Source organism: Flavobacterium sp. (assembly GCF_039930565.1).
Classification (GTDB): Bacteria; Bacteroidota; Bacteroidia; order Flavobacteriales; family Flavobacteriaceae; genus Flavobacterium.
Genome location: NZ_JBDTTP010000048.1, coordinates 18,921 through 33,025, shown reverse-complemented (window position 1 = coordinate 33,025; position 14,105 = coordinate 18,921). Strand labels below are relative to the sequence as shown.

Sequence of the window (14,105 nt, the reverse complement as noted above, 5' to 3'; positions counted from 1 at the left end):
TTTGATTATTAACCAAAAAGACCAACTGTTGCATTAAGGTCTTGAATCCACCTTTCTTTTAATTCTAGAATGTTCATAAATTTGTTTGTTTTAGCTGATTGATACTAAATTGAATCTTGGCTTTGGATTTATTTACAGTAAAATTATTATTTTTTTGCAACTGAAGTGAATTAACTATTATTTTTTTAGAACCTGAAGGCATCGGAAGTGTAAACTCATCGTTATAATGACTTTTTTTTCTATAAAAAGCCCTTAAATAGTGTTTACTTTTGGGGGCAGTGTAAAAAGACATTTAACGCCGGATTCTATTCGAACTTTTCAGTGCATAGTCGTATATAAAATTATAATTCATTAAAGAAAATATGCAAGAAAGATAAGGTATTGAAGCTCATCGTTACGGGAAAAGGTTTAGAAATCAGCTATCGGTTTTGCTATATTAAAAATACTTGCGGAAAGCCGGAAGACTTTTAACAGATTTATCATTTACAAGAACATAAAAAATTTTCGCAAAGTCAGAGACGTTTGCGCAGCTTTTTATTAGAACTCTTCGGAGAGCGGGGGAGAGCTAAGGTCTGTACAGGAACACTTTGCAGAGCGGGGGTGTTTTGCAATGCAACTTAGAATTCAATTTTGAATCCAATTTGGTTGGTACCTGCTAATAACGATGTTCTGGGCAATGGTTTATACTTATCAGTCAAACTGGTATTATACAAACCTAATGCCGATTTAATCTTTTTAGGATATCCTATTTTGACTGGAATAGAGGCTATAATCATAGCTCCGCCAATTATTGCAGCAGTCATATTGGTACGGTCAGACTGAACTGATGGATAATTACCATTACCCGGATAAGATGTTGTGCTATTATCACTATTCATACCACTAATAACATTTGCCGCTATGAGCCCTAAACCTCCATAAAAGAGTACATTACCCCAGGTCTTTTTACTTCTACCTGAATTATAAAGCGATAAAGCTTCACTATTGTTTGTTAATAATTGCCTAACTTCTTCAGAAGTCATTTTTTTATTTTCAGAATTATAAACATTTCCTCCACTGCTATAAGTAATCTGTTGAGAAAAACCTGATAATGAAATCATTAAAAATGCCAATACAATACCTCTCTTCATAAAATTTAAAATTAATATTTTGTTTGTAATAATTATTTTGTTTGCAACTCTTTATAATTTAAAAATGGTTAAAAAATTGTGCAAAGTCAGAGACGTTTGCGCAGCTTTTTATTAGAACTCTTCGGAGATCGGGTTTGTATTTCTATTCTTTGCCGATTCTCTTAGCGGACACGGAAAACATTTCCGCGCTATCGGGATTTGTATTTCTATTCTTTGCCGATTCTCTTTGCGAGCACGGAAAACATTTCCGCGCGATCGGAGTTATAAGAACACTTCACAACTCACATAATCACATCAATAGTGCAGGCCTTCTTTTTACAAAATGTTTTAAAGAGTCATTTGCTTTTTTATAACTATATTTTTTTTTAACAATGTTTTTCACGAAGTTTCTATATTTAACTATTTTAGTCTCGAATTCTTCAAAATATGATTTATCAATTTTATGATCTGTATTTATTACAAATCTCGCTCTTACTTTATCATCTTCAAGAATAATTATCTCGTCATGTAATGACGTAGAAACTGAATTCTCATCAATATACCAGAATTCCTGAGTCTCTCCATTTAAATTATATTTATTAAAAAAATTAATTATATCAATCCGTTCGCTATTTGTGAAAATTATAGTGTCCTCATATTTCAAATTGTGATAATTTAAAAATAGTTTTTTCTTTTTAAAATCAACCGTGATGTATTTTTCAATGACAAATTTTAGATTATTTTTATTTTCAGAGTACCTTGGTGCTGTCCTTGAACAAGAAAGTAGCAATAAAGTAAATAAAAATGATGTTCTGACTATTTTATCCATGTTCGTATTATTTTATTAAAATTTTGCCATCCATAATTCGCAGGAAATGCACCTATTTCTTGCATATTATAATCGAAATTATATGTTTTAGAATAAACCTTACTAAATTGAGAAGTTGCTCTTTCAGTATATTTATCAAAATTGTTAAATCCTGAACTCCAATGCCATGCATGCATAAACTCGTGTTTAAAAACCATATTTTTAAGAACTAAACTATATCCTTTCAAACTTGGCGCAATAGTTGTTTGTGAATAGGGTCTTCCAAATATACTTGTTTTAAAGTGCCTCGTATATCCTGGGACAGTTTGACCATTGGCATTAGTAATTTCTCCACTTGAACTCAAATTATAACCTGGAGCGAGATTGTCTTTATGTCCAAGAAATACAGATGTTTTTACAACATCTTCAGCCTCATCTAAATTCATCCCATCTAATCTCCCAATATTTGCATCGTAATCCGCCCTTAATTCAGTATTATTACCATATTGTTCACCAGATAAAACAACAGGTGGAGAAATTGCAATATCCGAAGTTGAACTTCCTATACCTTTCCAAAAACTTAATCCTCTTCCCTGTGCTCTAATCCCTCCTTGAATTCCTCCGATAGCACCTCCAAGTAAGGCGCCGCTTGCTGCACCACCTAAAACAGCTTTTAAAGTTATATTATTTCCAGTAAACATTGCATTGGAAACAGCTCCTCCCGCCCCTGAAAGAGAACCAATTACCGCTCCTTGATAAGCACCTTGCCAAAACCCCATTGCAGGTGTACTAAACATTGAACTCGCAGCAGTACCAATCCCAAAAGTAACAGCTGCAGTTGCAGCACCAATAAAAGTAGCTTTTGCTAACCCTCCAATACTAAAAGGAACATCTGCCAATAAGGCTGTAATGGTATATGATGCTAATGCTATTGCTGCACCAATTCCTATAGCTGCCAAAAGCTCATATGCTTCTCCACTAGGATCCGAATACATCAAAGGGTTATTCAATACATACGCATACCTGTTGTAATTTTGGGTATTTTCCGGCTGCTGGATGAAGTTGTCCGGCATTAAAAAAGAACGTAAAACAGGATCGTACAAACGGCCATTCATGTGTATCAGCCCAACCTCTGCCAGATGCTCATGACTGGTATATCCCCTGTCCAGCATCATTAGGGCTACTCCTGTACCATTTGCAGGCAACGTTACGGCAACCCCGTTTTTCTGTAATTTGCCCAGATTACCCCAGGCATCGAACTGGCGTCTTTCTACCGCTGTTCCTGTGTTATCTGAAATGGCAATGATGCTACCCAGATAATCCCTATGAAGATAATACTTATTGTCCGTAATTGCCCCTGATGCAATCGTTTTTGTTTTCTCTGTATACAACGGTGCCCCATACGCATCGCCTCCTACAAACGTACGGATCGTAATTTCGGTAGAGGTTTTTATTATTTCTACAGTGCCATCATCTGTGTAGTTTTTTGTTTTGGTGTAAATACCGGTAGCTCCCGGACTCGGGATCTGGTACCCAAATTGCATTGTCTGCCTTGACAAATGCGAATTGTAGGTAAATGTTGTGCTGCCCTTGTCGCTTTCGTTGATTGACACCGGACTTTTGAACATGTTATACGTTACCAGCTGCTTTGGCAGCTCATTGTAATAGGCTGCACCTGCTGTTGTCAGGGCTATTTCTTTTTTCTGATAGATACCCGTATTTACATTGGCATTATAGGTAACGGTTCCCAGTTTGTTGTTGTTGGTAATCCTTCCCTTATTGTCATACGTATTGGAATCTACAATACCTGTTAAAGGATTCGTCCAGTTGGTCAGGCGGTCTAATGTATCGTATGTAAATGTTTCCGATGTGCCTAAAGCCACATTCTGGCGATTGTTTAATGTCCCTTTTATGGCATTAAAACTGTAGGTGTTTTCCAGAATATTAATACTGTTTTTGGTATGTGTCTGAGCCGTATAATAGCCATGTGTATCGTACGTGTTGGTTATGGCCACCCCGTTACCTAAGGTAGCGGTCAGCGGCTGCATTTTTTCATTGGCTGTATTGAGCTGCCACAAAACGGCATCATTGGCATCTGTCAGTTTATCCATCATACCATTATAGGTATTGTAGACATTTTTTGTTGTGATTGATTCGGTTAGCCCCGATGTGAGTTCCTGTGTCGCATTGGTAGCCGTAACAGGTCTTCCGTAACTGTCGTAGGTAATGGTCTTCGTTTGTGTAAAAGCGGCATTGGTCTCGGTATTGGTTTCTACTCTATGGAGTGCATCATAGGTGTAACCGAAAGAATCAATTAATCCTCCCAGACTATTTTTGCTGACCTCATTAGTAATCTGTGAAAAAGAGTTGTAAGCATACTCAGTCTCGATATCAGCTCCTTCACCTGACACTTTTCTTCTGGTTACCTTTCCAAAATCATCATAGAAAGTATCCGTTCTCCCTTTTGGAGTCGTTTCAGCAGTTAATTGACCAAAGGCATCATAACTATAAGTGTAGTTACCCGCATTAGGATCGGTCATGGCGGTTTTATTGCCCCAGCCGTCAATAGCAATACTTACTTTATGCCCTTCGTAATTAGATTCTTTTAACTGGCCATTTGCATAATAGATAAAACTGATGGATCCGCCCGGATCTGTTGTCTGGGTTTTATTGCCCAAAGCATCCACTGTTGCCGTAGTTGTCTTACCGTCGTCGACACTGGTAGTAGTCAGGCCTGAATAGGATATGGTTTGGATCCTGCCTGTTGGCTGTGTTATGGTTATGGGACGCATCAGGTAATCGTACTCGTATACCACCCATCGGCTTGGTGATGAAAAATAGGGTTCGCTCTCTTTTGTTTTTCTTCCCAAACCATCATACACCACTTGTCTTGAAATGGTCGAATTGACTGCCAAACCTTTTGTGGTGGTTATCACCGCTCTTCCTAATACATCATATTGTGTACTACTTTTGGCATTGTCCCCCACCGTGTTTTGGGTGGTCGTGGTATAACCTCCATCATATAATTTAGCATACGTAATAGTTGTTTCCAATGGTACATAAGATATACCGGTGGTTTTGGTTTTGGTCAGTTTTCCCCAGTTGTCAAAGGTATAATCACTTACCACTCCCAAAGGACTCGTGGATTGGGTAACCTGCCCCAGTGTATTGTAAACAAAATTGGTTATAAATCCCTGATGATCTGTTTTTTTGACTACAAAACGCTTTGTGGCATCGTACTCGTCGATTATTTCCCTTTGCGCAGGAGCCGGCAAAGCTGATGGTGCCGAAACTTTCTTGGTCAGCAAATTTCCTACTGCATCATAGGTCATGTCTTCTATAATTGCATAGGTATTGTGTCCCTTTTTCTCTGTCCGGGTCAGGTTGGTTCCTGTATAGGTATAGGTTTCCTCAGACGTTCTGGTGTCTCCCGTATAAATGTTGTCTGACGTATTTACTTTTTTAGGTCTTCCTATATAATACGCACTGCCTGCGCCTGCTGGGTTGTTGTCATACTCAGTATCTACAATTGATGTGCCCTGAACTGTAGAGCCACTGTATTTTTTTGTCACCGTTCTGGTTTCCAAGCCATAATAAGCCGGGCTTTCTGTCGTGCCATCATAGGAAAAAACAGTTTCAGTCTTTACTCCTGATAAATGGTCTACAGTGGTTTGTTTGGTCAGCAATACATTAAAAACACTGTTATTGGAAACCGGTGCGTTGCTGCCGCCCTGCGCAGCTGCCGGAGTGGCTGTAAACTTACTATTATTGGCCGCACTGGCGGTAAATCCGGGTTTCAAAATGATTTGCGGGGCCTGGTAATTTACAGCTATATCCGGTGCTATTGCAGAGGACGCTGTTATTGAAGTGCCCGCTTTATAGGTTTGTCCTGCTGTTACCGGATTTGTGATCACAAGTACATCCTCTATAGGATTTGATACCACCGCATCACCCCCGCCTTTTGTATAACCGCTAAAAACATTTGTTTTGGTACTTAATAAATCGGCAGGCGATGTATCAAAAACAGTAGAACCGTTTGTACCGGACCACGTTATAGTATTGGCTCCCCTAAGATTTACATCATTATGCTGGGTGGTCCATATTTTGGTATCTCCCTGTGCCAAATACCAACTGCTTCTGGTGGTTCTGGTAAAACCAACGGTTCCGTAATTAAAATTGGATACATAACCACGATACCTGAAATCCTGAGATTTTGATACTCCATTGATTGTTGCGGTCAGTGAAGCAACCAAAAAACTTCCCGGGTTCCTGATTATCTCAATATTTGGATAATTTACTGCATCTGCCGAAGAATAAAAATCTGTAGTTGAACCCAACAACCCATTGGTAGGTTCCATAGGCAGATAGTTAATTGTCTGTACTATCTTTCCATTGGCTTCCGTGACTGATTTTAACCGGTTATCAGAATCAAAATTTTTGTTGAACTGGTAGTATTCGATTTTAGTGTTTTGTCCACGAACAATAACAAGATCAGTATTAGCACCATTGTACCTGTAATTGGAAACCAACGGAATCGGGATATCAGGTGAATCGGAAAAATATCCGGAAGGCTGTCCTGTGACTGGATTGATATGATCATTTTTTGAATCATAGGTTAATGGAAATGTCGCTGTACTGTTGGTATTGCCTATATTGTTGGTGTACCCTTTGACCCACCATTCTGTATTATGGTCATTGATTGTCCAACTCGGTTTGTAATATCTTCTCCAAACCCTTACAATGTCAGATTTGCCATCCTTATTAATGTCAATAGCATAATAAGTACTAAAATGTGTTTGGGAGTCAAAACTATTACCAGTATTGGGCCAATATTCCACAATATTATGAGTTTCCTTCACGAAGAATTCTCCACCTGCCGGATTAGGATTGCTGTAATAGATATGCCATACAATCTGGTCATCGCCTCCTTCTCCATCAGGCAGCATTAGATCAGTTTTACCATCACCATTATAGTCACCAAGCAGCATTTGTTTTGTTACAGAATATTTATCTAAGGTTCCTGTTCCAATTATTTCTAATTCTACCCAAGGTGCCTGATTAAGTTGTTTAAAACTAATTATTTTATAAGTTTTGTTATAATTAATCAATAAAATATCAGATTTTCCGTCAGAATTAAAATCCGCAATATATTTTTTATCTCCAATTAAAACATCACTATTTTCTAATTTAAAAAATCCATTCTGGCCAATAACTGTAGATGCATTGGGATTAAGATTCATTAAATGAAAATCATATCCTTCAGATGACTGACTTTCTACACAATATTCATCTATAGGATAGCCATTACCATCATATACCACATAAGGATAAGCAAGTGTCCTTTGATTTCGCTCGCTTTCAATTAAAAATTCACTTATCCCATCTCCATTAAAATCTCCTTCAAAATAATTATTAAATTTTAAAAGATTCACAATACTACCACAATATGAATCTGAATTTGGATCAATTAGTTTCGTATTATTAAAATCTATGATTTTATTGTGGCTCAAAACAGCAGTGTTGCCAGATAAATTATACGTTTTAAACTCTAATGTATTCAAAGTCCCATTAATATAAACAATCGACTGAAATTGGTTTAGTTTATTATCTGTGAGTGTCGTAGCAGCAAATTTGTAACGAATCCATATAGGTAAATCAATTGGAGCATTTCCTGTATTTCCCTGAAACAATTTTGTAAAAACCTTATTATCAGCAACAAAATCCAATTGTCCATCACCATCAAAATCGCCTGCTAAATTAGCATTAGAAAAATTTAAATTATTTGTATATTCTTTTACAGTTCTCGTTGTTGCCGTCGGTGTTGTATTATAGTCAAAAACTACCGGGTTGGATTCCTCCTGCTGTGCATTTACCTCCCTTATATTGACTACCCTTTCATATCCTGAATCATCAATGGAATGCTCTAATTTATAGATTCTGAAAGTTGAATTATTAACAGATACTTCTATCGATTTTAAGGTTTTGGTCGCATAGATTGCCCCTCCTTTCATATAATCCCTTTCAATTCTTTTTGAGTCTTCATAATTGAAAGCAATTTTATCCTGTGCAGCAATTCCTGCCGTTGAATTACCACTGAAAACAATCGTTGCAATATATAACTGGTTCGTACTGTTATAAGTTACGGTTTGATAGTTATAATCGATAAAATTGCCATACGTATCTTCATAACGGACAATATACCACGAATTTACAGAAACCGAGTTTTGCAGGCTTCCGTTTCCTTTTGAACCATACCAGCTTCTGGAACCGTCTGGTGCCGTCACAATAAAATAAGTTACAGCGCCTTCAATTTTTAATTCGATTCTGGTATTGCTTTTATATTCCGTTTCGTAAGTGGAACCGTTTGCCCAATAGGTACCGGTTTTTATTAATAACCGCTGACCGTCCAAGGATAATTTATCATTATCATCAAAATCGACACCATCTACAAACCCATCAATATCACGGCGTGTAGCAATACGGTTTATTGCTGAAATACTATTAATGCTCCATCCCTGTCCTGCAATTCCTCCTCTTACTCCACTGCTGTAGGTAAGATTGATAATAGGCGCAACGTTTTTTATGCTTGGAGGCAGTGCTATTGGCAAAGTATAGGAAGCAGTTCCTGAAGCAGATATTTGTAATTCTCCTTTTGTATCTGTAAAATTCTGAGAAAAAGAAAAAGAGGTGAATAAAACTATAATGAGAGAGTAAAATTGTTTCATATCCTGGCTTTATTGCTTAACAATTTTAATTGTTTTTGGATCACCTGATTTATAATTGATCACTACCACATAAACCCCGGAAGGATACGACTGAAACAAAATATTTTGGGTATTGTTATTTTTAGTTGCCTGATAGGTATTTAAAACCTGTCCGGTTATGGAAATAACCTGAATTGCGGTTACATAATTGTCATTGGTCAGGTCCCACTTTAGATATAACTCTTCCTTAACCGGATTGGGATAATACGAAATCATATCCTCTCCGGGAAGCTTTTCCAGATCCTCATCAACAATTGCTTCTATTTCCTTGACTTGTTTTCCCGTTTCAGGCGGGCAGTTGACACACAATATCCTGCTTGTCTGATTACCTGCAGTATCATAACTAAATTTAATCTTTGTTTGGGAATAGATTGACAAAGTGAATCCGAGCACCAATAGTGTAATATAATATTTCATTATCTGAATTTTTATTTATGAAAATGAGTAGCCTATTTTTTTGCAGATAATAATACCTTTACCTGATATTTTAATTCTTCTATCTCCTTATTTTGCTGAATTAGATATAGTGTTAGTTCTTCGATTTTTTCCTGTTGAATTTTTGCCATTTCTCCCAATTCTAACCCTTTTTCGGTAATTTCCTTAGCTGACGGTACATTGGGTAAATGACCATTTTTCGCGATGTAGTTTTCTACCTGTTGTAAAGTTGGCAATTCATAATCCGGGCCAAAAACATAATCGGCCCAGGTGTTGTATACTTTTATTTCTTCAGCACGGATTTTTCCTTTTACGGAAAGCCGGTAGGTATCTGCTCCGTCTGTAAAGTTTGAGGTTCCGATGCCTATATTTGCATCTGTGAGAATATTGCCTTCTATTTTTGAGCTACCTCTTACTACAAATTTATGTTCCGGCAAATAATCCCCATAACCCCCAATAACTATTCTGGAATTTGGTTTTGGAAGATGCATATAAATATTATCATTACCATCTTCACTAATTTTTACTAATTCCTGTTGCAATCTATTAGAAACAACAACTTGTGTTAATCCACCAGTTTCTGCAACAACCCGGAATCTATTATAATCGTTTCTATCTTCTAATGCAAACCAAAAAAGTGATTTTGAATCTATGTTAGATTGAGGAAAATCATAAAATTTTAGCATCCGGACCTCATTTTCAATTGAATATCCAGGCAAAAGACTTCCTGCAGATAAAACTAAACTCTTTACTCCCCTATCAGTAGTAAAAACAGATCCGTTGGGAGCACTTTTTGTAAATATACCGGCAGTAGCCTTAACATTTCCTATAACTTCAAGTTTTGCTGTTGGATCGGTCGTACCAATACCCACATTTGTATTACTGGTTGGGTTATTTGGTAATATAGTTCCACCTCCTCCTACACCAGTACTAATCTGTGCATTTATGGTTGCAGTAAAAAAAAGTATTCCAAAAGCATTATTGTAATTTTATTTTTCATTGTATAAATTTATTAGTCTAATATTTTATGTAGAAGTAGTATTAAAAGCTAAGATTATTTTTTAGAGTCCAATAAATCTTTAACCTGAGCTTTTAATTCCTCCATCTGTTTATTTTGTTTTTCAATTTCTTTGTTTTGCTGGATTAAATACAGTGTTAATTCCTCTATTTTCTGCAGCAATTTTTCATTCATTTCTCCCAAATTGATTCCGTTTTTTACAACTTCATCTTCACTCGGAATATTCTCTAAATGACCTTTTTTTAGAATATGCATTTCTACTTCTTCAAGAGTTGGCAAATCATATTCCTTTTTAAAGACAAAATCAGACCAACCCAACATATCTACTTTTACTTCCTTGGAATGAATAGTGCCATTTACATCTAACTTGTTAGTTGGATTAAAAATGCCAATACCTAAATTACCATTATCGGTCAATATCATTTGTGCGCCCCAATTGTTGTGCGATGCGTTTCTGGTTGCAAATACCATAGACGAGGAAGGATTAGCGGAAGTAGAATTAGTTCCCGTTGTAACTCCAATAAAGGCTAACCCTTTATTGGAAGCGGTGCTATTATGCATTGACCATGTTACACTTCCAACTGATGAATTAGGAAGGGTTGATCCTGATGAGAGTATCACATGAGATTGAGAATTTATACTTGTGTCTGGATTACTGATTTCAACTACCTTATTAACTCCTCCATGTTGATATGATGAAGGTGTTTTGCCAATACCTAAATTATTGCTAAAAATAACATCTCCATTATTTAAAAATGCAGTTGATTGTCCAAATTGATACTCGTTGGAAATATATGGAGCTATCCATAAAGTTGTCCTCCCATCATCAGGTGTATGAAAAATCCAGTTGTTGGAACCTCCGGTAACAAGATCCTGTGAGAAACATGTGCTACAAATTATAAGAATTAAAAAGGTTACATTTTTTTTCATTATTTGAATTTAGATTTTATAATTATGAAATGAAATTTGTTATTGAGACAAAATAAGTCAAAAAAATTCATAATACATTTCTTAATTTATTAACATTTTTACATTATAAAATCGATTAAATACAAATTACACAGGCAAAATGCGCTTTTAAATAATTATAAGATTAATAACCATAAAATATATAAATAATTGTTAATTTTTTTATTCAAAATATAGAAAGTTTATAATTGTGTGTGTTAATAAGTATGAAGCCATACCTTTAAAGAGAATTTACTTAAGAACACCATTTACCAGAAGTAATTTGAAGGTAAGTAAGAGATTGTAATAATTATTTTTTAATATTAAATGAAAGGCAAAATTAAGTTTAATATCACCTTACGGCTTTTTATCAAGTACACTTATTATTAAACTTATCCACTAATTTTAATTTCAACTTCAAATTACTTGGCAGTCACATGTGAATTACATAACAAATCATAATTTAAATATAACCAATTCAATGGCTTACCTATGTACTTTTGTATTTCTCCTCAAATAACAAAGCCATGAAAAATTTAAACAAGTGTACTATCGAAGATTTTCAAAACGGTTCCATTCACAGTGAAATTTGTTCTGTAAGTGATACTGATTTTGTTTACCGCAAAGCCTATAAGGGTGATTGGGGACATTGGGATGACATGCCAGAGCCTGCAGCAACCAGTATGAATTGTTCAGAAGAAGAAAGTGAAAACTCAATTGATGAAGATTTTTCCAGCTTTGCTTCACATGAAAATAGCTACCTATAACGTAAATGGTGTTAATGGCCGCTTAGCTGTATTGCTTAAGTGGCTTGAAGAAACTGCCCCGGATATTGTATGCCTGCAGGAACTGAAAGCACCTCAGGACAAATTTCCTGAAAAAGCATTACTTGATGCCGGTTATACTGCTATATGGCACGGGCAAAAGCAATGGAATGGTGTGGCTATTTTAGCCCGCAATATGGAAATTGAAGAAATTACCCACGTACTTCCGGGTGATGAAGACGATATTCAAAGCCGTTATATTGAAGCATTGATCAATGGTATGGTGATTGCCTGCCTTTACTTACCCAACGGCAATCCGGCAACCGGTCCTAAACTTGACTACAAACTGCAATGGTTCAAGAGACTTAATAAACGTGCTGCAACTCTATTGAGTTTGAAAACACCGGTTATATTACTTGGTGATTTTAATGTGATGCCTACAGAACTTGATGTTTATAAACCTGAAAAATGGGTTGATGATGCGCTTTTCAGACCTGAAGTACGAAAAGCTTTTCATGCTATTGTGTCGCAGGGATGGACTGATGCGATACGGACCTTGTATCCTGATAAAAAAATTTATACGTTTTGGGACTACTTCAGAAAAGCTTATGAAAGAGATGCCGGTTTAAGAATTGACCATTTTTTACTGAGCCCGGAAGTTGCTACAAAATTAAGAGCCGGGGGAGTTGACCGTTATGTTCGCGGATGGGAAAAAACGAGTGACCATGCTCCGGTATGGATTGAAATTGATTTAAAATAAAACTGTTTTATATTTAAGGTTTGCTATACATTCTTATTTTTAATTTCCAGTACTTCCCTTTTTACTTCCAGCAGTAATTCTTTCATACTTTCTATTTCATTTAATTCGTGCTTTTTATCGTTACGCCCGATATTGCACTGGTATTCCCAAATTTCAATAATATCTGAAAGCCTTACTTCATAATTAGGATAAAAACTATTGTCTGATTCTAACACCAAAGCATTTTTTTTATTTTTATTGAGTCGCTTGTATACCATTCCTTCATTTTTAGTAATGAGGATGTAGGTTTTACCATCCTGCACATCACCCAGTTTTTCTACATACCGCCCAATAATAATACTGCCATCTTCATGCGGTGGCATAGAATCGCCTTCGACCGGAAACCCCCTGTGTTTGCCTGAACCTAAAAAAGGAAGTGAAATTTGCTGCAGGCTTTCGATATATTCCGGATCTGAATAGCCGTTTAAATAACCTGCTTTTACCTTTTGGGTTACCACTTCGATAAAATTTTCGCCTGCCCCATCTACCTGAATGGGTAAGATGAGCCTGTTGTTTTCCAATTTTAGTAAATCCTGGATTTCTATTTTCCTGACATCTACCGAAAGTAATATATCGATACTGATATGAAAATAATGCGCTATTTTTTTTAGGATATCATAGGGTGCCTCAGAGGTACCATCTTCGTATTTTACGTATCTTCCCCGTGTTATTTGTAAAGTCTGGGCCAGTTTTTCCTGTGAAATTTTATGTTTTACCCGCAGGGCACGAATATTATCTGAAAATAATGACATACTTATTTTGTTACAATTTATAACAACAAATATAGTGAAATTGTTATTATCTGTACTAATTTTGTTTGTTCCAAAAATAAAAAAATGACACTATTTAATGATACCGAGTTATTTGCATCCGGACTGGCGGGCAAAAAAGTATTTGATGTTCCGGATGCCGAACTGATTTTGATTGATAATTTTTTCAGTAAAGAAGAATCTGATTATTATTATGAAACCCTGCTTCACCAAACCAAATGGAGGGAATATGAAATGGAGCTATTTGACAAGACGGTTACCGTGCCCCGAATGATTTCCTGGTATGCAGAAAAAGAGAATACAGGAACCCTGGAAAGCAGCAGTGATTGGCCTGATGAGCTTCTTGCAATAAGAGACCGAGTGGAAAATGAAACCAACCTGCATTTTAATGCCGTATTGCTGAATTTATACCGAAACGGAAAGGACGGTGTAAGCTGGCACAGCGATAAGGAAGACAATACAGGTAAAAACCCCATTATTGCCTCTGTAACTTTTGGTGAAACCAGAATGTTCCGGCTTCGTCATAAGTTTAGGAAAGAGATTCCGCAAGTAAATATTCCGCTGCATCATGGTTCCTTTTTGCTAATGGCAGGTACCACCAATAGTTTCTGGCAACATCAGGTCCCTAAAACTGCGCGGGATGTATTGCCGAGAATTAACCTTACTTTCAGAAGGGTGAACAGGAGTTGA

10 protein-coding genes are annotated in these 14,105 nt (G+C 36.3%); 3 read left to right on the top strand and 7 right to left on the bottom strand.

Annotation, left to right across the window (positions count from 1 at the left end; translation table 11 throughout):
- Positions 1 to 617: 617 nt before the first annotated feature.
- The 6 genes from ABI657_RS12650 to ABI657_RS12625 form a co-directional block, all read right to left on the bottom strand.
- On the bottom strand, positions 618 to 1,130 hold the full coding sequence (locus ABI657_RS12650; protein WP_348097630.1) for a hypothetical protein: 513 nt from the start codon (positions 1,128 to 1,130) through the stop codon (positions 618 to 620).
- A gap of 289 nt (positions 1,131 to 1,419) precedes the next feature.
- On the bottom strand, positions 1,420 to 1,938 hold the full coding sequence (locus ABI657_RS12645) for a hypothetical protein (protein ID WP_348097629.1): 519 nt from the start codon (positions 1,936 to 1,938) through the stop codon (positions 1,420 to 1,422).
- The gene (locus ABI657_RS12640) at positions 1,926 to 8,642 is read right to left on the bottom strand and encodes an RHS repeat-associated core domain-containing protein (RefSeq protein ID WP_348097628.1); all 6,717 of its coding nucleotides are present in this window, start codon (positions 8,640 to 8,642) and stop codon (positions 1,926 to 1,928) included. The genes ABI657_RS12645 and ABI657_RS12640 overlap by 13 nt, the downstream gene beginning before the upstream one ends.
- Before the next feature lie 9 nt (positions 8,643 to 8,651).
- Positions 8,652 to 9,098 (bottom strand): T9SS type A sorting domain-containing protein, encoded by a 447-nt coding sequence (locus ABI657_RS12635; protein WP_348097627.1) that lies wholly within the window; start codon positions 9,096 to 9,098, stop codon positions 8,652 to 8,654.
- Between the two features lie 32 nt (positions 9,099 to 9,130).
- Positions 9,131 to 9,988: a hypothetical protein gene (locus ABI657_RS12630; RefSeq protein WP_348097626.1), complete on the bottom strand. Its 858-nt coding sequence runs from the start codon at positions 9,986 to 9,988 to the stop codon at positions 9,131 to 9,133.
- Between the two features lie 182 nt (positions 9,989 to 10,170).
- A complete protein-coding gene (locus tag ABI657_RS12625) occupies positions 10,171 to 11,064 on the bottom strand; it encodes a hypothetical protein (RefSeq protein ID WP_348097625.1) in 894 nt (297 codons plus the stop codon).
- 545 nt (positions 11,065 to 11,609) lie between these two features.
- Here ABI657_RS12625 and ABI657_RS12620 point away from each other — a divergent pair.
- Together ABI657_RS12620 and xth are read left to right on the top strand one after the other, a co-directional pair.
- Positions 11,610 to 11,849 (top strand): hypothetical protein, encoded by a 240-nt coding sequence (locus tag ABI657_RS12620; RefSeq protein WP_348097624.1) that lies wholly within the window; start codon positions 11,610 to 11,612, stop codon positions 11,847 to 11,849.
- Positions 11,803 to 12,606, top strand: coding sequence for an exodeoxyribonuclease III (gene xth, locus ABI657_RS12615; RefSeq protein ID WP_348097623.1), 804 nt, complete (start codon positions 11,803 to 11,805; stop codon positions 12,604 to 12,606). The genes ABI657_RS12620 and xth overlap by 47 nt, the downstream gene beginning before the upstream one ends.
- A 23-nt stretch (positions 12,607 to 12,629) precedes the next feature.
- Here xth and ABI657_RS12610 read toward each other — a convergent pair whose 3' ends face one another.
- Entirely contained in the window at positions 12,630 to 13,397 is a 768-nt protein-coding gene (locus ABI657_RS12610) for a LexA family transcriptional regulator (RefSeq protein WP_348097622.1), read from the bottom strand.
- A gap of 84 nt (positions 13,398 to 13,481) precedes the next feature.
- Here ABI657_RS12610 and ABI657_RS12605 point away from each other — a divergent pair, with 84 nt between their 5' ends.
- Positions 13,482 to 14,105, top strand: coding sequence for an alpha-ketoglutarate-dependent dioxygenase AlkB (locus tag ABI657_RS12605; RefSeq protein ID WP_348097621.1), 624 nt, complete (start codon positions 13,482 to 13,484; stop codon positions 14,103 to 14,105).

What these genes read in the sequence shown, in the direction of transcription:
- ABI657_RS12650 (WP_348097630.1), bottom strand. Translation starts at nt 1,130, where the DNA reads ATGAAGAGAGGTATTGTATTGGCATTTTTAATGATTTCATTATCAGGT.
- ABI657_RS12645 (WP_348097629.1), bottom strand. Translation starts at nt 1,938, where the DNA reads ATGGATAAAATAGTCAGAACATCATTTTTATTTACTTTATTGCTACTT.
- ABI657_RS12640 (WP_348097628.1), bottom strand. Translation starts at nt 8,642, where the DNA reads ATGAAACAATTTTACTCTCTCATTATAGTTTTATTCACCTCTTTTTCT.
- ABI657_RS12635 (WP_348097627.1), bottom strand. Translation starts at nt 9,098, where the DNA reads ATGAAATATTATATTACACTATTGGTGCTCGGATTCACTTTGTCAATC.
- ABI657_RS12625 (WP_348097625.1), bottom strand. Translation starts at nt 11,064, where the DNA reads ATGAAAAAAAATGTAACCTTTTTAATTCTTATAATTTGTAGCACATGT.
- ABI657_RS12620 (WP_348097624.1), top strand. Translation starts at nt 11,610, where the DNA reads ATGAAAAATTTAAACAAGTGTACTATCGAAGATTTTCAAAACGGTTCC.
- xth (WP_348097623.1), top strand. Translation starts at nt 11,803, where the DNA reads ATGAAGATTTTTCCAGCTTTGCTTCACATGAAAATAGCTACCTATAAC.
- ABI657_RS12610 (WP_348097622.1), bottom strand. Translation starts at nt 13,397, where the DNA reads ATGTCATTATTTTCAGATAATATTCGTGCCCTGCGGGTAAAACATAAA.
- ABI657_RS12605 (WP_348097621.1), top strand. Translation starts at nt 13,482, where the DNA reads ATGACACTATTTAATGATACCGAGTTATTTGCATCCGGACTGGCGGGC.